23 protein-coding genes are annotated in these 19,553 nt (G+C 70.3%); 13 read left to right on the top strand and 10 right to left on the bottom strand.

Going from position 1 to position 19,553, the window contains the following annotated elements; all coding sequences use genetic code 11:
• Window positions 1–53: 53 nt before the first annotated feature.
• Window positions 54–1,556 carry a DHA2 family efflux MFS transporter permease subunit gene (locus PUW82_RS08480; protein WP_274221873.1) on the top strand — a complete coding sequence of 501 codons (1,503 nt, stop codon included), beginning with the start codon at window positions 54–56 and terminating at the stop codon, window positions 1,554–1,556.
• Between the two features lie 296 nt (window positions 1,557–1,852).
• On the top strand, window positions 1,853–2,401 hold the full coding sequence (locus PUW82_RS08475) for a type 1 glutamine amidotransferase domain-containing protein (protein WP_274221872.1): 549 nt from the start codon (window positions 1,853–1,855) through the stop codon (window positions 2,399–2,401).
• A 30-nt stretch (window positions 2,402–2,431) separates the two neighbouring features.
• Here the strand turns inward: PUW82_RS08475 and PUW82_RS08470 are convergent, their stop codons facing one another.
• Complete coding sequence (locus PUW82_RS08470; protein ID WP_274221871.1) at window positions 2,432–3,346, bottom strand: alcohol dehydrogenase catalytic domain-containing protein; 915 nt, start codon at window positions 3,344–3,346, stop codon at window positions 2,432–2,434.
• Between the two features lie 166 nt (window positions 3,347–3,512).
• Here PUW82_RS08470 and PUW82_RS08465 point away from each other — a divergent pair, with 166 nt between their 5' ends.
• On the top strand, window positions 3,513–3,911 hold the full coding sequence (locus tag PUW82_RS08465; protein ID WP_274221870.1) for a glucose-6-phosphate dehydrogenase: 399 nt from the start codon (window positions 3,513–3,515) through the stop codon (window positions 3,909–3,911).
• A gap of 163 nt (window positions 3,912–4,074) precedes the next feature.
• Complete coding sequence (locus PUW82_RS08460) at window positions 4,075–4,257, top strand: hypothetical protein (protein WP_274221869.1); 183 nt, start codon at window positions 4,075–4,077, stop codon at window positions 4,255–4,257.
• A gap of 12 nt (window positions 4,258–4,269) precedes the next feature.
• Here the strand turns inward: PUW82_RS08460 and PUW82_RS08455 are convergent, their stop codons facing one another.
• The gene (locus PUW82_RS08455; RefSeq protein ID WP_274221868.1) at window positions 4,270–4,530 is read right to left on the bottom strand and encodes a hypothetical protein; all 261 of its coding nucleotides are present in this window, start codon (window positions 4,528–4,530) and stop codon (window positions 4,270–4,272) included.
• 204 nt (window positions 4,531–4,734) lie between these two features.
• Here PUW82_RS08455 and PUW82_RS08450 point away from each other — a divergent pair, with 204 nt between their 5' ends.
• Complete coding sequence (locus PUW82_RS08450) at window positions 4,735–5,097, top strand: hypothetical protein (RefSeq protein ID WP_274221867.1); 363 nt, start codon at window positions 4,735–4,737, stop codon at window positions 5,095–5,097.
• 76 nt (window positions 5,098–5,173) lie between these two features.
• Here PUW82_RS08450 and PUW82_RS08445 read toward each other — a convergent pair whose 3' ends face one another.
• The 4 genes from PUW82_RS08445 to ychF all read right to left on the bottom strand — a co-directional run bounded on the left by PUW82_RS08445 (window position 5,174) and on the right by ychF (window position 8,524).
• Window positions 5,174–5,713, bottom strand: coding sequence for a Dps family protein (locus PUW82_RS08445; protein ID WP_274221866.1), 540 nt, complete (start codon window positions 5,711–5,713; stop codon window positions 5,174–5,176).
• A gap of 31 nt (window positions 5,714–5,744) precedes the next feature.
• Window positions 5,745–6,398 (bottom strand): hypothetical protein, encoded by a 654-nt coding sequence (locus PUW82_RS08440; protein WP_274221865.1) that lies wholly within the window; start codon window positions 6,396–6,398, stop codon window positions 5,745–5,747.
• Window positions 6,399–6,638: 240 nt separating this feature from the next.
• Entirely contained in the window at window positions 6,639–7,313 is a 675-nt protein-coding gene (locus PUW82_RS08435; RefSeq protein ID WP_274221864.1) for an SDR family NAD(P)-dependent oxidoreductase, read from the bottom strand.
• 137 nt (window positions 7,314–7,450) lie between these two features.
• Window positions 7,451–8,524 (bottom strand): redox-regulated ATPase YchF, encoded by a 1,074-nt coding sequence (ychF, locus tag PUW82_RS08430; RefSeq protein ID WP_274221863.1) that lies wholly within the window; start codon window positions 8,522–8,524, stop codon window positions 7,451–7,453.
• A gap of 114 nt (window positions 8,525–8,638) precedes the next feature.
• On the opposite strand from ychF, the gene PUW82_RS08425 reads away from it, so the two are divergent.
• The 3 genes from PUW82_RS08425 to PUW82_RS08415 all read left to right on the top strand — a co-directional run bounded on the left by PUW82_RS08425 (window position 8,639) and on the right by PUW82_RS08415 (window position 12,217).
• Window positions 8,639–9,235 carry an exonuclease domain-containing protein gene (locus PUW82_RS08425; RefSeq protein WP_274221862.1) on the top strand — a complete coding sequence of 199 codons (597 nt, stop codon included), beginning with the start codon at window positions 8,639–8,641 and terminating at the stop codon, window positions 9,233–9,235.
• 43 nt (window positions 9,236–9,278) lie between these two features.
• Window positions 9,279–10,835: an HNH endonuclease signature motif containing protein gene (locus PUW82_RS08420; RefSeq protein WP_420792740.1), complete on the top strand. Its 1,557-nt coding sequence runs from the start codon at window positions 9,279–9,281 to the stop codon at window positions 10,833–10,835.
• A gap of 113 nt (window positions 10,836–10,948) precedes the next feature.
• A complete protein-coding gene (locus tag PUW82_RS08415) occupies window positions 10,949–12,217 on the top strand; it encodes a DNA recombination protein RmuC (protein ID WP_274221860.1) in 1,269 nt (422 codons plus the stop codon).
• A 10-nt stretch (window positions 12,218–12,227) separates the two neighbouring features.
• Here the strand turns inward: PUW82_RS08415 and PUW82_RS08410 are convergent, their stop codons facing one another.
• The gene (locus tag PUW82_RS08410) at window positions 12,228–12,410 is read right to left on the bottom strand and encodes a UDP-N-acetylmuramyl pentapeptide phosphotransferase (protein ID WP_245338072.1); all 183 of its coding nucleotides are present in this window, start codon (window positions 12,408–12,410) and stop codon (window positions 12,228–12,230) included.
• Window positions 12,411–12,538: 128 nt separating this feature from the next.
• The gene (gene glpX / locus PUW82_RS08405) at window positions 12,539–13,528 is read right to left on the bottom strand and encodes a class II fructose-bisphosphatase (protein ID WP_274221859.1); all 990 of its coding nucleotides are present in this window, start codon (window positions 13,526–13,528) and stop codon (window positions 12,539–12,541) included.
• Window positions 13,529–13,737: 209 nt separating this feature from the next.
• On the opposite strand from glpX, the gene fbaA reads away from it, so the two are divergent.
• Window positions 13,738–14,766, top strand: a complete 1,029-nt coding sequence (fbaA, locus tag PUW82_RS08400) for a class II fructose-bisphosphate aldolase (protein WP_274221858.1) — start codon at window positions 13,738–13,740, stop codon at window positions 14,764–14,766.
• A 205-nt stretch (window positions 14,767–14,971) separates the two neighbouring features.
• On the opposite strand, the gene PUW82_RS08395 is transcribed toward fbaA, so the two are convergent.
• A complete protein-coding gene (locus PUW82_RS08395) occupies window positions 14,972–15,556 on the bottom strand; it encodes a DUF6264 family protein (protein ID WP_274221857.1) in 585 nt (194 codons plus the stop codon).
• On the bottom strand, window positions 15,553–16,614 hold the full coding sequence (locus tag PUW82_RS08390; protein ID WP_274221856.1) for a 4-hydroxy-3-methylbut-2-enyl diphosphate reductase: 1,062 nt from the start codon (window positions 16,612–16,614) through the stop codon (window positions 15,553–15,555). The genes PUW82_RS08395 and PUW82_RS08390 overlap by 4 nt, the downstream gene beginning before the upstream one ends.
• 57 nt (window positions 16,615–16,671) lie before the next feature.
• On the opposite strand from PUW82_RS08390, the gene xseA reads away from it, so the two are divergent.
• The 4 genes from xseA to PUW82_RS08370 are packed head-to-tail and all read left to right on the top strand — an operon-like array spanning window position 16,672 to window position 19,553.
• Window positions 16,672–17,994 carry an exodeoxyribonuclease VII large subunit gene (gene xseA / locus PUW82_RS08385; RefSeq protein WP_274221855.1) on the top strand — a complete coding sequence of 441 codons (1,323 nt, stop codon included), beginning with the start codon at window positions 16,672–16,674 and terminating at the stop codon, window positions 17,992–17,994.
• Window positions 17,995–18,004: 10 nt separating this feature from the next.
• Window positions 18,005–18,238 carry an exodeoxyribonuclease VII small subunit gene (locus PUW82_RS08380; protein WP_274221854.1) on the top strand — a complete coding sequence of 78 codons (234 nt, stop codon included), beginning with the start codon at window positions 18,005–18,007 and terminating at the stop codon, window positions 18,236–18,238.
• On the top strand, window positions 18,238–18,879 hold the full coding sequence (locus tag PUW82_RS08375) for a DUF4245 family protein (protein ID WP_274221853.1): 642 nt from the start codon (window positions 18,238–18,240) through the stop codon (window positions 18,877–18,879). Before PUW82_RS08380 ends, PUW82_RS08375 begins: the two co-directional genes overlap by 1 nt.
• Window positions 18,876–19,553, top strand: a complete 678-nt coding sequence (locus tag PUW82_RS08370; protein ID WP_274221852.1) for a carbonic anhydrase — start codon at window positions 18,876–18,878, stop codon at window positions 19,551–19,553. The genes PUW82_RS08375 and PUW82_RS08370 overlap by 4 nt, the downstream gene beginning before the upstream one ends.

Below are 19,553 nucleotides of genomic sequence, written 5' to 3'. Positions count from 1 at the left end.
CCCTCTTCGCGTCCGTCTTCGGATGACGACCGATCTTTCCCCGAGGAGCCCTTATGGCCGTCGCGCCGTCGTCCGCCACCGATTCCCCCGTCCCCGCGACGGCCCCGGTACCCACCGTCGTTTCCGCCGAGGCCAACCGCGTCATCTGGCTGCTGCTCGTCGCGGCCTTCGTCGCGATCCTCAACGAGACCACGATGGGCGTCGCGATCCCCCACCTCATCGTCGACTTCGGCATCACCGCTGTCGCCGCCCAGTGGCTGACCACCGCCTTCATGCTCACGATGGCCGTCGTCATCCCCATCACCGGGTTCCTGCTGCAGCGCTTCACGACGCGCGCAGTGTTCACGACGGCCATGAGCCTGTTCTCGGCGGGCACGCTCATCGCACTGCTGGCACCGGGATTCTCCGTGCTGCTCGTGGCGCGGGTGGTGCAGGCATCGGGCACCGCCATCATGATGCCCCTGCTCATGACGACCCTGATGACGGTCGTTCCTCCCCACGCCCGCGGGCGCATGATGGGGCGGGTCAGCATCGTGATGTCCCTCGCCCCCGCGATCGGGCCGACCCTGTCGGGCTTCCTGCTCGACACGCTGAGCTGGCGCTGGATCTTCGGCGTCGTGCTGCCGATCGCGCTCGTCGCTCTGGCGATCGGTGTGACCTGGATCCACAACCTGGGGTCGACCCGACGCGCACCGCTCGACATCCTCTCGATCGTGCTGTCCGCGTTCGGCTTCGGCGGTCTGGTGTTCGGGCTCAGCCAGATCGGCGCGGCCGGTCACGGTGGCGAGGCCGGCGCTGCTCCGACGGGCCAGCTGCCGCTGATCGTCGCGCTCACGGTCGGTGTCCTCGGCCTCGCGACCTTCGTCTGGCGCCAGCTGCGGTTGCAGCGCTCCGACGAGGCGCTCCTCGATCTGCGCGTGTTCCGGTCGCTGAACTTCTCCCTGTCTGTCGCGCAGCTCGCGGTCATGTCGATGGCCTTCTTCGGGGTCATCACGCTGCTGCCGCTGTACATGCAGAACGTGCTCGGCCTCTCGGCGCTCGAGTCCGGCCTCGTCGTGCTGCCCGGTTCGCTCGCCATGGGCATCGCCGGGCCGTTCATCGGGCGGGTCTACGACCGATGGGGCACGCGCGTGCTCCTCGTCCCCGGAGCGGTGCTCGTGACCGGCATCCTGTGGACCTTCACGACGCTCAGCGAGACGACATCCGTGTGGCACCTGCTCGCCCTGCAGACCGTGCTCTCGCTCGGACTCGCGATGTCGTTCACGCCCCTGTTCACCGCCTCACTGGGTTCACTCCAGCCGCGCTTCTACTCGTACGGCAGCGCGATCGTCTCGACGATGCAGCAGGTCGCGGGTGCGGCAGGCATCGCGCTGCTGATCACGGTGATGGCCGCCGCCGAGACCGGAGCGGGCGATCCCGCGACCGCGGCCGCCGGAGCGGCGGGGGCACGCGCCGCGTTCCTCGTCGCGGCCATCATCGCCTCGCCGCTCATCATCGGAGCACTCCTGATCCGCAAGCCGGCCGACAGCCCCGCCGGCGCCCCGGCCCCGCACTGAGACTACCCGCCCGACACGACGAAGCCGCCGAGCGCATCAGCGCCGGCGGCTTCGTCGTACGCCCGAAGGCGCGATGTTCAGGATGTCGAGCAGCAGCCCCCGCCGCAGCACGAGGCGGCTTCGTCGGTCTTCAGCAGGTTCTTCTCGTCGGGAACCGGCTGCAGGGTCTGGGGCTGAGGCGTAGATGCGGTGGACATGCCGCCATCGTAGCCCCGACACCACCCGTGGAGGCCACGCCGGTCCCGGAGGTGTCAAGCGGGTCCACCCCGCAGCGGCGAGAGCGTAGCGTCGCCCCCATGAGCACACTCGATGGCAAGAAGATCGCATTCCTGGCAACCGACGGTTTCGAGGACAGCGAACTGACCTCGCCGTGGCAGGCCCTGTCGGACGCCGGCGCCACGGTCGTTCTGGTCGCACTCGAGGGCGGCGAGATCACCGGAAAGAACGGGCATTCGCAGCCGGTAGACGTCGTCTCGACGGATGCCGCAGCCGACGACTACGACGCGCTCGTCCTGCCCGGCGGCGTCGTCAACGCCGACAACCTGCGCCTCGACCCCAACGCCGTGGACTTCGCTCGCGAGTTCTTCGAGCAGCACAAGCCGGTGGGGGCCATCTGCCACGCAGCGTGGATCCTCGCCGAGGCGGACGTGCTCTCGGGCCGGACGCTCACGAGCTTCCCGAGCCTGCGCACCGACCTCGTCAACGCCGGCGCGACCTGGGTCGACGAAGAGGTCGTCGTCGACCAGGGCCTCGTGTCGAGCCGCACGCCGGACGACCTGCCGGCGTTCAACGCGAAGGTAATCGAAGAGATCGAAGAGGGGCAGCACTCCGGTCAGACCGCCTGACGCCTCCTCGCAAGCGATCGCCCTCGGACTTCACGCTCCGGGGGCGATTGCCACGCGGAGGAAGGCGCCCGACCGGGCGAGGCCGATCGCCTCGTCGAGCCGGTCCAGCGGCAACGGCGCCGAGACGAGATCGGCGAAGGGATACCGCCGGGTGCCGAGGCTGCGCATGAAGGCCACCGCTGTGGCGAGGTCGGCGGGCGCACAGTCCGGCGCGACGACCGTGAACGCGCCGCCCACGTCGTGGCGCGGCCGCACCGTCGCACGCAGGCCACGCACCGCGGCGCGCTCGGCGATCACGGCGGCACCGAAGCGATGCGCGCGGGAGCGGACACGCGGGTCCGCCGAAGCGATGGTCACGGCGGCACCCCGCTCGGTCGCCATGGCGGCGAGCACGAGCGGATCGATGCCTGCGCCCGTCACCGTCAGATCCACATCCTCCAGGTCGACGCGCTGTTCGGCCTCACGCAGCAGGCCGGCGACGCGCGACACCACGCCCGGCACGGGAGCGAGGATGCAGGCGGGCAGCACCTCCCCCACCCGGACGATCGGCGTACCGGCGGGGACGTGCACGTGCGTGGCGAAACCGCCGACGAGCTCTCGATGCGCCGCGATGCGTTCACGCGGTCGCGGCGCGCACACGACGCGTTCGCCGAGCTCGAGGGCCGTCCCGTCGGCGGCATCGACGCGACCGCCGAGCGCCGCGACCCGACCGACGAACTCGCGGCCGAGCACCGTCGGGGCCGGGCACTCCTCGTCACCGTCGGCGACGGCGAGGTCGTCCTCGGCGATTGTCGCGAGGTCCACGCGCAGCAGTGCCTCTCCGGGGCCGAGAACGACCCCGGGCACGGCGATCGTCTCCTGCGGACGGCCTGGTCCCATCCAGGCGCGCGCGATCGCCGCCGGTCTCAGCAGCACATCGGTGGGTGCCGGGCTCGCCATTGCCATTCGCGCCCTCTCGCCCGTGGTGACCGGACAACTGTCGCAAACCGGCCTCGAACGCGCGCCGGGGGCGCGCGCCGTTCCGGAGATGTTCACCGAACGGTGCGCGCCCCGTCGCCACGGAGCCGCGGGTACGCTGGAATCCGGCGCGCGAGCGTCGGAGAGGACCCCCATGAGAATCGTCGACTCGGCCGACTGGCGCGATCGCCTCACCTACGAAACGCCTTACCGCGTCGCCGAGGTGATGCCCGGCGACGCTGCTCGGTGCGCGTCCTGTCCCGCCGACGCCGCGCCCTACGACCGCGACCACCTGTGGGCGGTCAAGCACCGGCATCCGACCAACCACGGCGGGTTCGTCCGGTTCTACTGCGAGGCTCACGTACCCGAGCGGAAGCTGCCCGCAGCCCCGGTCGTCCGCGCTGCGCCGGCACGGCGATCGACCCCGCGGGCCGCCGCTTCGCGCACGCCCCAGACGCCCGCCGCATCCGATGTCGTCCGCGCCATGTGCCCCGACTGCTTCGTCGAAGTTTCGGCCACCGGCGAGTGCGGGATCTGCGGCAACCGCGTGTGAGGCCGTGAGCTTCCCGACCGCGCTGTGGTGTCGGTCACGGCGAGACGGCGCGCTGTGCACCCGACCGCGGGGTCACGCCGGACTGCACAATCGCCAGGGCACATCGCAGATGTGGTCCGACGCGCAGGCCGACCCGGCAGCCTGCCGCGGCGCCGGATCGAGGGTGGAGCCTGCGCCTCAGCTGCCGAACGGCTTCCCGGGCGGTCGGGCGCTGTGCCCCGTCTGCTCGGATTTCGTGATGCTGCGCGGCGGGGTCATCGCACCGCACGACGCGTACCGGGGCACCTCCGACCCGGCCGAGGCCGCGGATCGCGCCGCGTGGTTCAACCACGTCGGCTGGAACTGACGACGGCCCGCGTCAGGAGGCGTCGTCTCCGTCGCGCCACGGCAGGTTCAGGTCTTCTTCGGCGACCTCGACGTCGCCGACGTCGTCGGGACCGCCCGTGCCGGGACGCGCACGGACGAGGTCGTCGTCGACGTCGGCATCCGGACTCGTGTCCGCATCGTCCTGCTTCTCACGCGTCTCGGTGTCGCTGGCGGGGCTGTACCGCATGTCCTTTCGGACCGCCTCAGGCTCGGTCAGCGGCTCCTGGTCGGTGGCGGGGTCCTGCTCGCTCATGCGGTTCCTCGTTCCCGGCGCCCCAGGGGTCGCGGCGCCTCTGATCGACGGTAGGGAGCAGGGGGCTCGGAGTCAGGCGCATTGACCGCAGCACCGGCTCATGCGATCATCCCCGCCGCGCGGCATCCTGACTCGCTCGTAGTGCATGACCGAGCCGGATGCAAGGACCGGGGACCGAGACGTGCGGGGCGCGACAGTGGACAGATGAGACGAATCACGTACGCGGGCGACACGGTGATCACGACGGATGACGTTGCGGAGGCGCTTGTGGAGCTGACGGCAGCGGTCGCGAACGCCGGCCGGGCTCAAGCGGTACGGATCCCCATCGTCCTCGAAGAAAGCGGCCACATCGACGAGGCCGAACTCGTCATCGGCGTCGGCAACGACGTTCTGTCGGCTCCCGTCGAGTGGCGGGACGATCAGCCCGACTTCAGCGAGGGCGCCGACGAACTGCGGGCGCACGAGAGCTTCCCCCGGCGCTCCGCGTCGGTCGACCGCTTGTCCCTCGTCGAGGACGAATCCCCCGCGCAGTGGGACCCCGACCTCGAAGGCTTCCGCGAGGCCTGAACCTCACCCACGCACGCCGATGCCTCGGCGGCTCCGGTCATCCGGAACCGCCGAGGCATCTGTCGTTCCGGCGCGATCAGCCCTGCGGCTTGCGGTTCTCCGCGCTGACCATCCAGGCGAGCTGCTCGAGGCGCTCGAGGATGGAGTGCAGGATGTCGGCGGTCGTGGGGTCCTCGTCGTCGACCTCGTCGTGAACCTCGCGGCACGTGGCGACGACCGCCTCGAGGCGTGCCGTGATCAGGTCGATGACCTCTGCCGTGTCGATCTCCCCCTGGGGGAACTCGGGCAGCGTCGTGGTCTCGGCGACGGTGTCGCTGCGGCCGTCGGGCAGGGCGTGCAGTGCACGCATCCGCTCGGCGACGGTGTCGGCGAACTCGCGCGCCGCCTCGATGATCTCGTCGAGCTGCAGGTGCGTGTCGCGGAAGTTCCGGCCCACGACGTTCCAGTGGGCCTGCTTGCCCTGGAGCGACAGCTCGATGAGGTCGACGAGCACCTTCTGGGTGTTCTCGCTGAGCTTCTGCGAAGCGCGGAAGCCGCTCTCGGCGTTCTGCTCGTCGGTCAGACCGGCGCCGGCGGCGCGGCGCTTGTTGCGCGTGGGGGTGGTGTTCGTGGCCATGTTGCCTCCTCGAGTCGAGATGTCCTCCACGCTAGAGAGCCGCCGCGTGCGATGCCGACCGCTTGTCGGATGCCGCCACTGCTGGTAACGCGGCAGCGTCGGGAGCCGGTTGCTGCCAGAGCACCAGGGTCTCGAGCGATCGCGCGTAGGACTTGTTCAGCTGAGTCGGCGCGCACGCGTTGATCTGCGCGAGCATGAGCGAGCGAGCGATGATCGCGGCACATGCCCGGTACGCCTCGTCGACCAGTTCGCGGCTGCAGTCCTCGCCGCTCGAACGCGCTGCGGCGACAGCGTCGACGAGGGCGGGGAAACTCGCCTCCAGCATCCCGCCGACCGATCCGTGCTCGCGCAGGAACCACACCGCCATGCGCGAGCTCTCGATGACCTTCCCGGCCCGCGCCGCATGTTCCTGCACCTCCAGTCGCGCCCGGCGCGTTCGCGCCACAACCTCGGCCTCGGCTTTCGGCTTGGCGGTGCCACGGCGCAAGCGCGTGCCGTGGGCCCGCAACACCTCGGCGGTCCCGGGGATGAGCGACGAGCCCGACCGCTCCTCGACCTCGAGGAGGTCCGGGGCGGCGTACCCGACCAGCCAGCAGACGACGTCGGCGGGCCGGAGCCACGCGAGGCTGCCCCTGTCGTCGATGCGAAGCGGGACGAGGCCGCTCGCCTGTCGCGTCGTCTCCATCTGGTCCGTCCCTCCCGCGCCGATCCGGGGGCGCCGCCTCGTGCCCGCGTTCGCGGCACCCCGGTTATCGTGGCGCGCGCCCGCAGGCGTGCCCTCGCCGTGGCAGCGGCTTGCGTGTGACGGCAGGGTGCGTTGCGCGCCTGTAGACGGGATCTGCGTGATCGGACCGGGCATCTCCGTACGTGGACGGCGCGGCTGATGAGCGGGGTGCCTCCGGCGGGTTCGTCGCAACCGGGACTGCTACTCCCTGCCCTCCTCGAGCGGGATCAGCATGCTGCGGAAGGGCCCGGGAGTGGCGTGCGCGTCCCAGATCCGGTCGGCGACATCATCGATGCCGTTGGGCAGCTGCAGACGGGGAATCGCTCCCGGAATCACGAGCTGCATCACCCGCACCCCCTCGTCCTCGAGGGCCTCGTGGAGCATCTCGCCGTACGCGCTCTCCGCGGGGAAGGCGACGGAGGTTCCCGCGAAGCCGGCGCGCGCCTTCACCGAGGTCCCTCCGTTGATGAGGATGATGCTGCCCCGGCCCGACTCGAGCATTGAGGGCAGCACCGCGCGGACTGAGTGGATCAGCCCGAGCAGGGAGAACAGCACGGCCTCCTGTGCGAGCTCAGGCGTCAGCTCGAGGACGGGCTTGAGGTAGTCGCGAGAGGGAAGCGGGCTGTACTGCAGGACCGAGATGGGGCCGAGGTCCGTTGCTGCACGCCCGAGCGCGTCCTCGAGCTCGGTGGGGATACGCACGTCTGCCGAGTAGCCCTGGGCCGTCACCCCCGCTGAACTGAGCTCCGCCACCATGGTGTCGAGCTTTGATCGGTCGCGCGCGATGAGGGCGACGGAGAAGCCCTCGCGGCCGAAGCGACGCGCGACGGCCGCTCCCAGTCCCGGTCCGGCCCCAATGATGGCGATGACGGGCATGGAGCGCTCCTTCGTGCTGTGGTGTTACGGGGACTCTACGGGCCGGCATCGGCGTCGTGTTCATCGCGCGGCCGGCGAAGCCGGAAGGCCCGGGATGCCGTCGGCATCCGGGCCCTCCGCGAGGAGCCGTGCGCGACCTAGACGTTGAAGCGGAACTCCACGACGTCGCCGTCCTGCATGACGTAGTCCTTGCCCTCGAGGCGGGCCTTGCCCTTCGCGCGGGCCTCCGCGACCGAGCCCGTCGCGACGAGATCGTCGAACGAGATGACCTCCGCCTTGATGAAGCCCTTCTCGAAGTCGGTGTGGATGACGCCGGCGGCCTGCGGGGCCTTCCAGCCCTTGCCGATCGTCCAGGCCCGCGCTTCCTTCGGTCCCGCGGTCAGGTAGGTCTGCAGGCCGAGCGTGTCGAAGCCGATGCGCGCCAGCTGGTCGAGCCCCGACTCGTCCTGACCGGTCGAGGCGAGGAGTTCGGCGGCTTCCTCGGGGTCGAGGTCGATGAGCTCCGACTCGATCTTCGCGTCGAGGAACACCGCCTGCGCGGGCGCCACGAGAGCCGCGAGCTCCGCCTTACGCGCGTCGTCGGTGAGAACGGCCTCGTCGACGTTGAACACGAAGATGAACGGCTTGGCCGTCAGCAGGCCCAGCTCCGTGATCGGGTCGAGGTCGATCGACGACCCGGACAGCAGCTCGCCGCGCTGCAGCGCATCCTGAGCAGCCTTCGCCGCGTCGAGCACGGAAGGATCGAGCTTCTTGCCGCGAACCTCCTTCTCGTAGCGGGTGATGGCCTTCTCGAGGGTCTGGAGATCCGCGAGCTGCAGCTCGGCGTTGATCGTCTCCATGTCGTTCTGCGGGTTGACCGCTCCCTCGACGTGCACGACGTCGTCGTCGGCGAAGCCGCGGACGACCTGCGCGATGGCGTCGGCCTCGCGGATGTTCGCGAGGAACTGGTTGCCGAGGCCCTCGCCCTCCGACGCACCCCGGACGATACCGGCGATGTCGACGAACGACACCGCGGCGGGCAGGATCCGCTCCGAGTGGAAGATGTCCGCGAGCACCTTCAGGCGCGGGTCGGGAAGGTTCACCACGCCGACATTGGGCTCGATCGTCGCGAACGGGTAGTTCGCCGCGAGCACCTGGTTCTTGGTCAGGGCGTTGAAGAGGGTCGACTTGCCGACGTTGGGCAGTCCTACGATTCCGATGGTGAGAGCCACGGGCATCGAGTCTACGTGGCCCCCATGGTGTCGAATTCCGCGGCCGACGCGCGTCCTCGGCGGAACACGGCGCGCCTCCGCGCGAGCGCCGCCGGCGCGAGCGACGCTGAAAACGTGCCTCTGGACTTCACCGCGATCGACTTCGAGACGGCGAACTCCTCGAGCGCATCCGCATGCTCCGTCGGCCTCGTCCGCGTGCGCGACGGACGCGTCGTCGCTTCGGACGGCTGGCTGATCCGGCCTCCCGCCGGCCACGACCGCTTCTTCGACATCAACGTGTCGATCCATGGCATCACCGCGGCGGACGTCGCGAACGAGCCGGACTGGACCGCGCAGCTTCCGCGCCTGCTCGACTTCGTCGGCGGCGACGTCCTCGTCGCGCACAACGCCGGCTTCGACATGGCCGTCCTGCGGCGAGCCTGCGAGGCGACGGATGCCGCGCTGCCGGCGTTCCGCTCGGTGTGCAGCGTCCAGCTGGCGCGCAAGACCTACAACCTCGACTCGTACCGGCTCCCCCTGGTCGCCGCGGCGGTCGGCTTCCTCGACTTCGCTCACCACGATGCCCTCGCGGATGCGCTCGCCTGCGCGCACATCGCGATCGACGCTGCCGCACGCGCCGGCGCGCAGGACATCGTCGAGCTCGCGATGCTGCTCGGCGTGCGGGTGCCCGAGCACGCACCTCTCGACGCTTCGCTTCTCAGCCCCGCCTGATCGGCACCGCTCGCGGTTTCTCCGGCTCCGGGTTCTCGGGCCGATGTCTGAGGTTCGTGACACGATTCGAACATGTCTTCGAGTGCGGGATTCGGGAGCGACGCGGATGCCGCCGTGCTGGCCGCGCTCGTGGCGGATGCCGAGGGCGCGGTGGATGTGGTCCGCGGGACAGGTCCGCGAAGTGCGGGTGCTGGCTGCGGCAGGCCTACTCGCGCGAGAGCAAGCCGCCGGGGCGTCGGAGCGGGTGCAAAGCCACGAGATGGCGTTACGTGGAATCGCCGCGGAGCTCGCCGGGGTCTTCGCGGCAACCGACCGCACGCTGCAACGCCGCATCGACGAAGCGCAGGACCTCGTCGAGAACTACCCCGCAACGATGGAGGCGTGGGCGGCCGGACGCATCACCCGCGGACACGTCCGAGTGATCCAAGACGTCGGGTGCGCGGTGCCGGCCCCGGTGCGGGGCGAGTTCGAGCGGGCGGCAATCGAGCGGTGTGAGGGTGAGACGCCCAATCGGGTGCGGGATGCGCTGGTGCACCTCGCGGAACGGTTGCATCCACGGTCGTTCACCGAGCGGCACGAGGCCGCTGCGGCGGGGCGGTGCGTGCGCGTGCAGCCGGGGCCGGACGGGATGTCGGACCTGATCGCGACACTCCCGACCGTGATCGCCGAGGGCGTGGTCGACCGGTTGACGCGACAGGCTCGGGAGATCATTAACGCTCGGCCGCAGGCGGAGGCGGCGACCGGGCCGACGGAGGCGAGCGAGGATGCGGATGCTGCAGCGCTCGGCGGCGCGGATGCTGCGGCGCCCGACTCTGCGGTAGCGGGCGGCTCTTCGTTCGGGGGCGACACCCGCACGATCGACCAGGTCCGCGCCGATGTGTTCGCCGACCTGCTGCTCGCGGGAACGCCCGCGCTCGACGCCACCGCTGACGGTGACGGTGACGGCAATGGTGCGCTCGGGGCGATCCGCGCGAAAGTGCAGGTCATCGTCTCGGCACTCACCCTCACCGGTCAGGACGACGGACCCGCCGACCTCGTCGGCCGCTCCCCCATCGACGCCGCCACCGCCCGCGAACTCGCCGGCGACAACACCACCTGGGACCGGCTCCTCACCCACCCCGTCACCGGAACCGTGCTCGAGTGCGACACCTACCAACCCACCGCGGCCATGCGGCGACTGCTCCGGGCGAGGGACCGGCACTGCCGGTTCCCCGGATGCCGGCAACCCGCCATCCGCTGCGAGATAGACCACACCCACGCGGCATCCGACGGCGGACCTACACATGTTTGCAACCTCGCCCACCTCTGCAAACGCCACCACGACGTCAAACACCACACCCGCTGGCGCGTCAGACAGCTGACGGGAGGACTGCTCGTGTGGACTTCACCCACGGGGCGGGTCTACCGCGAAGACGCACCCCCACCGCTGGTCGCGTTCGTGACGGCCGGCTCGCCGCCGGGACCTTCTCCCGACGACGGAACGCGCGCACGCGTGGCGCCGCCGGGATCCGGCTCGACCCGTTTCCTGGTCGAGCCGCGGCCCCGCATGGTCACGGGCCGACCGCTGTCCGCGCCGCGCGACGCCCGGCCCCCGTTCTGACGCGGTGTGCGCGGTGTCGATGCCGCCCAATCCTCGCCCGGCCGCCCGGTCCTCGGCCGCGCCACCCCGCGTGGGCGCAGACCGATGTCCGAGGCACGCGGCATCCTGAACTCATGGACGCATTCATCGTCGTGGTCGTGGTTCTCTGCGCTGCGGTCGCAGCCGCGGCGGGCTGGTTCGCAGGCACGGCCGCGAGCGCCCGGCGCTCCGCCGCCGAGCTCGTCCACCTCGAGTCGCGCGCGGCCGTCGCCGAAGCCGAGCGCACCGCCCTCGCGGATCAGCTCGAGCGCCAACGCGAACTCCAGCGCGAGTTCGGCAGCCAAGCGCGCGCCGACCAGGCCGCTCGAGACGAACGCGAACGCCGCGATCAGGCCGTGCTGCGGGCGCTCGCCCCGGTGCAGGAGTCACTGCAGGCCATGCAGACGAAGGTCGAGCTGCTCGAGCGCGAACGGAGCGAGCAGTTCGGGTCGCTCGCCGAACAACTCAGGCTCGGCCGCGAGACCGATGAAGCCCTGCGCACGACAACGGAGTCGCTCGCCGGCGCCCTGCGTTCCAGCGCCGCCCGCGGCGTTTGGGGTGAGACGCAGCTGCGGCGCATCGTCGAGTCGGCCGGCCTCACGCGATACGTCGACTTCGACCTGCAGGCCAGCGTCTCGTCCGACAGCGGCGCCGGGCGCCCCGACCTCGTGGTGCGCCTCCCCGGCGACAAAGCCCTCGCTGTCGATGCGAAGGTGCCGCTCGACGCGTACCTCGAAGCGAGCGCGATCCCCGTCACGGCACAGGGCGAAGACGCCCGCCGCCGCAAGACGCTGCTCGCCGCGCACGTGAAAGCCGTGCGTGCCCACGTCGACGCTCTGGCGAAGAAGGCCTATTGGTCCGGGCTGACCACAAGTCCCGAGTTCGTCGTGTGCTTCATCCCGAGCGAGTCGTTGCTGGCAGCGGCGCTCGACGAAGACCCTGCCCTGCTCGATTACGCGTTCAGCCGACGCGTCGCGCTCGCCTCACCGGTGAACCTCTGGGCGGTACTGAAGACCGTCGCGTACACGTGGACGCAACAGGACGTCTCCGATGAGGCGCGTCGATTGTTCGAGCTCGGCAACGAGCTCTACCAGCGCCTCGGCGGCCTCGCCTCGCACGCGGGCGATTTGCGACGGGCGATCGAGCGTACGGTCGAGACCTACAACAAGTTCGTGGGCACCCTCGAGAGCCGTGTTCTCGTCACCGCCCGCAAGTTCCCCGGGATCGATGAGACCCGGCTGGACGCGGTCGCGCCGCCCGCACCGATCGAAACGGCCACGCGCATGACCACGGCGCCCGAACTGCTCGGGGCAGACGTTGGCGAACTGCGCGACCGGATCGGGCCGCGACCGGAAGACCGCTGATTCGCGGCCGTCAGGCCGGGAACATGTTCACGAGGGCCACGACCGCCGCCGACACCGCGAGGAAGGCCCCGATCATCCACCAAGCACTGACCTGATGGCCCTCCGGGTGCCGCCGGCGAAGCAGCACGTCGGGGCGCCGTGCGGGGTCGATCGTCACCGCGATCTGGCCGGTCTGCGGACTGTTCGCTGTCATCGACATGGTTCTCCCGGGTGCTGACGTGAGGGTGGTCATCGCCGTTGATACCGACGCTATTGTCGCAGACCCCACCTGAGAGCCTCAGCGGTTGACACGCCGCCGTGTCGTGATAGTTACAACCGCGGTCACAGCCACTTCGACGTCAGGTGCTCGGACGTGATGCGACGAAGCGTGCCCGACGCGCCACGCAGAACCACGCTCTCCGTGTAGACGAAGTCGCCCTCGCGGCGCACGCCACCGACGAGCTCACCGTTGGTGACACCCGTCGCGACGAAGATCGTGTTCTTGCCCCGCACGAGGTCGTCCGCCTCGTACACATGCCCGTCCATCGACAGTCCGGCGTCGATTCCGCGCTGCTTCTCGTCGTCGTCGCGCGCCCACAGCCGTCCCTGGATGTGACCGCCGAGAGCCTTGATCGCGCACGCCGTGACGATGCCCTCCGGGCTGCCGCCGATACCGACGCACATGTCGGTGCGGGCGTTATGACGTGCAGCGTTGATGCCACCGGCGACATCGCCGTCGCTCATCAGCCGCGTCCCGGCGCCCGCAGCGCGGATGTCCTCGATCAGCTGTGCGTGGCGCGGACGGTTGAGCACCGACACCACCAGCTCGTCCACGGGCTTGCCGAGGGCTTTCGCGAGTCGGTGGATGTTCTCGGCGATGGGCAGTCGGATGTCGACGACGCCGACACCCGCGGGACCGGTGACGAGCTTGTCCATGTAGAACACGGCCGACGCGTCGAGCATCGCTCCGCGGTCGGCCACAGCGATGACCGAGAGAGCGTTGTTGCGGCCCTCGGCGGTCAGCGACGTGCCATCGATCGGGTCGACGGCGATGTCAGCCTGCGGGCCACGACCCGTGCCGACCTTCTCGCCGTTGAAGAGCATGGGCGCGGCATCCTTCTCGCCCTCACCGATCACGATGACGCCGTCGAAGTTGACCGTCGTGAGGAATGCGCGCATCGCGTCGACGGCGGCTCCGTCGGCGAGCTCCTTCTGTCCGCGCCCGATGAAGGGAACGGAGCGGATCGCCGCCGCTTCGGTCGCCCGCACCAGTTCGAGAGCGAGGTTACGGTCGGGATGCAGCGGACTCATGTCGGCGGTCAGACTCACCATGGCCTCAGCCTAGGCGCGAGTTCGCGAGCGAACCCGAAGTTTCAGACGATCCAGAATGAAGGAATCTTGATTCTTTACAGCACGTCAAGACGCCGCGCTCCCGGGCGCGGCCGGCACACCCGCCGATGTTTCTCCGGCCCGGCCCGCAGACCTCGTCCGCGCCCTTCGATAAAGTGGGCTCGGTAACACCGCCGACTTGAGGAGCTGTCATGCCCATCGCCACCCCCGAACAGTACGCAGAGATGCTGGATCGTGCGAAGGCCGGTGGGTTCGCCTACCCCGCGATCAACGCCGCCAGCTCGCAGTCGATCAACGCCGTCCTCCAGGGTCTGACCGAGGCCGGCTCTGACGGCATCATCCAGGTCACCACGGGTGGCGCAGACTACTTCGCCGGCCACACCGTCAAGGGCCGCGCGACCGGCGCACTCGCTTTCGCGAAGTTCGCGCACGAGGTCGCCAAGAACTACCCCGTCACGGTGGCGCTGCACACCGACCACTGCCCCAAGCCGGCGCTCGACGACTTCCTGCTGCCGATGATCTCGGCGTCCGAAGAGGCCGTCGCCGACGGCGGTCAGCCGATCTTCCAGTCGCACATGTGGGACGGCTCGGCCGTGCCGCTGGCTGAGAACATCGAGATCGCCCAGCAGCTGCTCCCCCGCATCAAGGCGATCCGCGCGATCCTCGAGGTCGAGATCGGCGTCGTGGGCGGCGAAGAGGACGGCGTCCAGCACGAGGGCTCCAACGACGCGCTGTACACCACGACCGGAGACGTCTCGCAGGTCGTCGACGCGCTCGGCCTCGGCGACCAGGGCCGCTGGATCGCGGCACTCACGTTCGGCAACGTCCACGGCGTCTACAAGCCGGGCAACGTCAAGCTCAAGCCCGAGCTGCTCGGCGAGATCCAGGCCGGCATCGCCGAGAAGTTCGGCACCGGCGAGAAGCCGCTCGACCTCGTCTTCCACGGCGGCAGCGGTTCGACCGACGAAGAGATCGCGCTGGCCGTCGCGAACGGCGTCGTGAAGATGAACATCGACACCGACACGCAGTACGCCTTCACGCGCTCCGTCGCCGGCTTCATGTTCCAGAACTACGACGGCGTCCTCAAGGTCGACGGCGAGGTGGGCAACAAGAAGGCCTACGACCCGCGCGCCTGGGGCAAGAAGGCCGAGTCGGCCATGGCCGCTCGCGTCGTCGAGGCGACCAAGCAGCTCGGCTCGTACGGCCAGTCGCAGAGCTGACCACCAGCACAGTCGCAGAGCTGACCACCAGCACAGTCGCAGAGCTGACCACCAGCACAGTCGCAGAGCTGACCACCAGCACCGTCGCAGAGCTGACTACCAGCACCGTCGCAGAGCTGACGCCCAGCACCGCGAAAGCGAAGGGCCCCGAGGAGGAATCCTCGGGGCCCTTCCGCGGTACCGAGCGCGGGTGTCTGCGGCGGGGTCAGCGCGGCGCGGAGAAACCCTGCATCACGCCCGGGTCCGACAGCAGCGGAGCGGCGAGCAGCAGGCTCACGATCACGAAGGTGACGATGGCGCCGACGAGCGGGATCCACCAGGACAGGCGGCGGTGCGACAGCGACCACCACGACAGGGCCGCCGTAGCGAGCCAGCCGAGGCTGTAGAAGATCGCGGCGGCGATGCCCCAGGCGCGGCCGGCGGCAGGGTCGGCGAGTGTCGCATCGATGCCCGCCATTTCCATCCAGGTCTCGGCGAAGCCGACGAAGTCGATGAGCTGCGGGATCGCTCCGAGCAGGGTGATAAGACCGTACGCGAGCAGCGCGATGGTGACCACCCGGTCCGCGGTGCGGGTGGGCCGGGCCGCGGTCGTCGTCGGGCGCGGCGAGGGCAGCCGAGGCGGCGCCCCCGTGGGCGCGGCCGGCGCCGGTGACGCGGCGGGAATCGCCGTGTCGACGACATCCGGATGCGGCGCGGTGCCGCCCCCGAGCGCGGCGATGCGGGCACGCTGCTCTTCCGGCGTCGCGTACTCGCCGTACTGCGGGCGCGGGCGCTGATCCTGGTCGCTCATGAACGTCCCCGTCCGCCGCGGGCGCGGGCATCCTGCTGGCCGGATGCATCCGTGCGCAGCTCTTTCGGAAGCGAGAACATGAGATCCTCCTCCGCGGTGCGCACCTCGTCGACATCCCCGTAGCCGGCATCGGCCAGGCTGGCCAGCACCTCCTGCACCAGCACCTCGGGTACGGAAGCACCGCTGGTGACGCCGACCGTCCGGACGCCGTCGAGCCATTCCTGGCGGATCTCGTCGGCGTAGTCCACGCGGTATGCCGCGCGGGCACCGTACTCGAGGGCGACCTCGACGAGCCGCACGCTGTTCGAGGAGTTCGCCGATCCGACCACGATGACGAGATCGGTCTCAGCGGCGATCTTCTTGATCGCCACCTGGCGGTTCTGGGTCGCGTAACAGATGTCGTCGGACGGCGGGTCCTGCAGCTCGGGGAATCGCACGCGCAGCCGTCGGACCGTCTCCATCGTCTCGTCGACCGACAGCGTGGTCTGCGACAGCCACACCACTCGCGAGGGGTCGCGGACCTCGACGACATCCGCGTGCTCCGGAGAGGTGACGACGGTGATGTGCTCGGGAGCCTCGCCCGCCGTGCCCTCGACCTCCTCGTGCCCCTCATGGCCGATCAGCAGAATCTCGCGTTCGTCGCGCGCGAATCGGACGGCCTCGCGGTGGACCTTCGTCACGAGCGGGCAGGTCGCGTCGATCGCCTGCAGGCCGCGATCGGATGCCGCCGAGACGACGGCCGGCGACACCCCGTGGGCGCTGAAGACGACGTGTGCGCCCGCGGGCACGGCATCCACCTCGTCCACGAACACGGCGCCCCGCTCCTCGAGCTCGCGGACCACGTGGAGGTTGTGGACGATCTGCTTGCGGACGTACACGGGGGCGCCGAATCTCTCGAGCGCCTTCTCGACCGCCACCACCGCACGGTCGACGCCGGCGCAGTAACCGCGCGGGGCCGCCAGAAGCACCCGCTTGGCAGCGCCTACCGGGATATCCTGGAGACGGCCGTGACGCCCCGGCACGCGGGGTACGGGCAGCCGGACGGCGGGTGTACTCACTCCTCGATTCTACGAGGCGCACCCCCGACCCGCTCGGAACCGGCCGTGAGGAGATCCATGCCGTCGTTCGAGGCCGCCCCCGGTCAGACGCCGCCGCCCGACGCCGTGCACCCCCGGGAGTCGTCCCCGCAGACGCCGACCTCGATCTCGCGCTTGAACGAGACGATCCGCGACTTCGTCCAGCGATGGAACGCCGTCTGGGTGGAGGGTGAGATCACGTCGTGGAACCTGCGCGGCGGCCACGTCTTCGGCAGGTTGAAGGACGCCGAGGCCGACGCCGCGCTGTCGTTCCGCCTGTGGTCGAGCACCCTGCAGCGCCTGGGCTCGAGCCCGCAGGTCGGCGACCGGGTCGTCGCGTGCGTCAAGAGCGACTACTTCGTGAAGTCCGGCGACTTCTCCTTCACGGTCTCGGCGATGCGGCCCACGGGGCTCGGTGATCAGCTGGTGCAGCTCGAACGGCTGCGGTCCCGACTCCGCGCGGAGGGTCTGTTCGACGCGTCGCGCAAGAAGCCGCTGCCCTTCCTGCCTCACACGATCGGCCTCATCACGGGCGAACGCAGCGACGCCGAACGTGATGTGCACCGCAACGCGGAGTTGCGCTGGCCCCACGTCGCCTTCCGCACGGTTCACGCGGCGGTGCAGGGTGATCGGTGCGTGCCCGAGACGATCGCGGCGCTGCGCACCCTCGACGCCGACCCCGAGGTCGACGTCATCGTCATCGCCCGCGGCGGCGGCGACCCGCAGACCCTGCTCGGTTTCAGCGACGAGCGGCTCGTGCGTGCCGTCGCCGAGGCGACGACGCCCGTGGTGTCCGCGATCGGGCATGAGAACGACCACCCGCTGCTCGACGACGTCGCAGATCTGCGCGCCTCGACACCGACCGATGCCGCGAAGCGCGTCGTGCCGGATGTCGTGGAGCAGCGTGCCCTCGTCGAGCAACTGCGCAGCCGTGCGCGCACGCGCCTGACGCAGCGCGTCGCTCATGACCTCGCCCAGCTCGAACAGCTGCGCTCGCGCCCCGTCCTGCGCAATCCCGAGTCGCTGATGACGACCCGCGCGCACGAGCTGCATTTACTCACGGCCCGCGGACGCGATGTCGTCACGCGCCGCGTCGACACCGCCGCGCACGACCTCGCGCGCCTGCGGGCCTCGCTGCGCGCACTCTCTCCCGGCGCGACACTCGATCGGGGCTACGCGATCGCCCATCTGGACGGCGGCGTCATCGTTCGAGACGCGGCTCAGGCCGCAGCCGGGGCACGCGTCGTGGTGACCGTGGCGCGCGGATCGTTCGGTGCGCACTCCGAGGGCGAGATCGCCGAGGATGCCGTCGCCCCGGGCGCAGCCGGCACCGGCACGGTCACGTCGGCCGACCCGTCCTAGGATGGGAGACATGACTTCGCCGGCCGATGGGCTCCCCGCCGACGTCGCGACCCTCAGCTTCGAGCAGGCTCGGGACGAGCTCGTGCGCGTCGTCGCAGAACTCGAGCAGGGCGCTCCGACGCTCGAGCATTCGCTCGAGTTGTGGACCCGAGGCGAACAGCTCGCCGCTCGATGCGAGGAGTGGCTCCTCGGCGCGAAACGGCGACTCGACGAGGCCCGCACCGGCGGCGCGGGCGACGAGTGATGGCGAAGGGTCCCCGGATCGTCGCCGAGCTCGGGCGCCCCGAGACTCCCGACGAGACCGCCGCTCGCAAGGCCGCGTCCTCGCGTGTCTACCGGTCGAGCCAGACCACGCGCAATCTCATCGCCGCTCTCATCGTGACCGTCGCCGTGGTGGCCGTCATCGTCTTCGGCGTTCCCCGCGGCTCGGTCCCGGAGCGTCCTCCCATCGACGTCGCGGCGGTCGCCGCCGACATCGGCCCCTCGATCGAACGCGACCTCGTCGTCCCCGTCGTGCCCGAGACCTGGCGCGTGAACAAGGCCGAGCTCGCCGGCGATGACGTACGCACGTGGGAGGTCGTGTACGCCCCCGCGAGCGGCTACGTCAACGTGCAGCAGGGCTTCGACGCCGACGCCGGGTGGGCATCGCGTCAGATCAGCGGCGCCCGGGCGACGACGGTCGAGCGGCTCGGCGACGTCGATTGGGACGTCTTCGAGATCACGGACCCCTCGCGGTACGGGAACATCTCGTACGCACTGTCGACGACCGCCGGAACCGACACGATCCTCGTGTATGGCGGCGGCGCCGTCGACGCCGACACCGTGCGCGAGGCAGCGCGCGGCCTCGCACCGCAGATAGCCGACCTGCAGAAGGAGACACGATGACCTCTACGGCCGACAGCACCGCGGTTCCCACTCCCCAGGAGGCGTGGGACGAGATGCGGGCGGGCAACACCCGCTTCGTCGACGGCAGCCCCCGGCACCCCCGCCAGGACGTCGAGCGCCGCCACGAGATCGCCGGTCTGCAGACTCCCCGCGCCGCCCTGTTCGGCTGCTCCGACTCGCGCCTGGCGGCGGAGATCATTTTCGACGAGGGTCTCGGCGACCTGTTCGTCATCCGCAACGCCGGTCAGGTGATCTCCGACTCCGTGGTCGGCAGCCTCGAATACGCCGTCGCGGTGCTCAACGTCCCGCTCATCGTCGTGCTGGGCCACGACGCGTGCGGCGCCGTCCGTGCCGCGATCGACAGCACCGGCGTCGACGCTCCCCCGCTCCCGCCGCTCATCTGGCGCCAGATCGCGCCCATCGTCCCTGCCGTGCGCCGCGTTCTCCGCGCCGGCGCCGCCGACGGGGTGACCGCCGAGACCGTCGACGCCGAGACCGTGGGACGCGAGCACCTGCGCGAGACGGTCGGGCAGCTCCTGCACGCTTCCGAGCTGATCAGCACCGCCGTCGCCGAGGGCCGCGTCGCGATCGTCGGCGCCAACTACCGGCTGGCCGAGGGCGCCGCGGTGCCCGACATCATCCTCGGCGACGTCCACGACGCCGCGGCATCCTGA

It is taken from the genome of Microbacterium thalli (assembly GCF_028737325.1).
Taxonomy (GTDB): domain Bacteria; phylum Actinomycetota; class Actinomycetes; order Actinomycetales; family Microbacteriaceae; genus Microbacterium; species Microbacterium thalli.
Note: the sequence above shows the minus strand (reverse complement) of the source record. Positions and strands in the feature narration are given on the sequence as shown.

Bases quoted from the DNA above. Each gene is read 5' to 3' on its own strand.
- PUW82_RS08480 (WP_274221873.1), top strand. From the start codon at position 54: ATGGCCGTCGCGCCGTCGTCCGCCACCGATTCCCCCGTCCCCGCGACG.
- PUW82_RS08475 (WP_274221872.1), top strand. From the start codon at position 1,853: ATGAGCACACTCGATGGCAAGAAGATCGCATTCCTGGCAACCGACGGT.
- PUW82_RS08395 (WP_274221857.1), bottom strand. From the start codon at position 15,556: ATGAGCGACCAGGATCAGCGCCCGCGCCCGCAGTACGGCGAGTACGCG.
- PUW82_RS08370 (WP_274221852.1), top strand. From the start codon at position 18,876: ATGACCTCTACGGCCGACAGCACCGCGGTTCCCACTCCCCAGGAGGCG.
- PUW82_RS08440 (WP_274221865.1), bottom strand. From the start codon at position 6,398: ATGGAGACGACGCGACAGGCGAGCGGCCTCGTCCCGCTTCGCATCGAC.
- PUW82_RS08445 (WP_274221866.1), bottom strand. From the start codon at position 5,713: ATGGCCACGAACACCACCCCCACGCGCAACAAGCGCCGCGCCGCCGGC.
- PUW82_RS08435 (WP_274221864.1), bottom strand. From the start codon at position 7,313: ATGCCCGTCATCGCCATCATTGGGGCCGGACCGGGACTGGGAGCGGCC.
- PUW82_RS08450 (WP_274221867.1), top strand. From the start codon at position 4,735: ATGAGACGAATCACGTACGCGGGCGACACGGTGATCACGACGGATGAC.
- glpX (WP_274221859.1), bottom strand. From the start codon at position 13,528: ATGGTGAGTCTGACCGCCGACATGAGTCCGCTGCATCCCGACCGTAAC.
- PUW82_RS08380 (WP_274221854.1), top strand. From the start codon at position 18,005: ATGACTTCGCCGGCCGATGGGCTCCCCGCCGACGTCGCGACCCTCAGC.
- PUW82_RS08420 (WP_420792740.1), top strand. From the start codon at position 9,279: ATGTCTGAGGTTCGTGACACGATTCGAACATGTCTTCGAGTGCGGGAT.
- xseA (WP_274221855.1), top strand. From the start codon at position 16,672: ATGCCGTCGTTCGAGGCCGCCCCCGGTCAGACGCCGCCGCCCGACGCC.
- fbaA (WP_274221858.1), top strand. From the start codon at position 13,738: ATGCCCATCGCCACCCCCGAACAGTACGCAGAGATGCTGGATCGTGCG.
- PUW82_RS08455 (WP_274221868.1), bottom strand. From the start codon at position 4,530: ATGAGCGAGCAGGACCCCGCCACCGACCAGGAGCCGCTGACCGAGCCT.
- PUW82_RS08465 (WP_274221870.1), top strand. From the start codon at position 3,513: ATGAGAATCGTCGACTCGGCCGACTGGCGCGATCGCCTCACCTACGAA.
- PUW82_RS08410 (WP_245338072.1), bottom strand. From the start codon at position 12,410: ATGACAGCGAACAGTCCGCAGACCGGCCAGATCGCGGTGACGATCGAC.
- PUW82_RS08415 (WP_274221860.1), top strand. From the start codon at position 10,949: ATGGACGCATTCATCGTCGTGGTCGTGGTTCTCTGCGCTGCGGTCGCA.
- PUW82_RS08375 (WP_274221853.1), top strand. From the start codon at position 18,238: ATGGCGAAGGGTCCCCGGATCGTCGCCGAGCTCGGGCGCCCCGAGACT.
- PUW82_RS08470 (WP_274221871.1), bottom strand. From the start codon at position 3,346: ATGGCAATGGCGAGCCCGGCACCCACCGATGTGCTGCTGAGACCGGCG.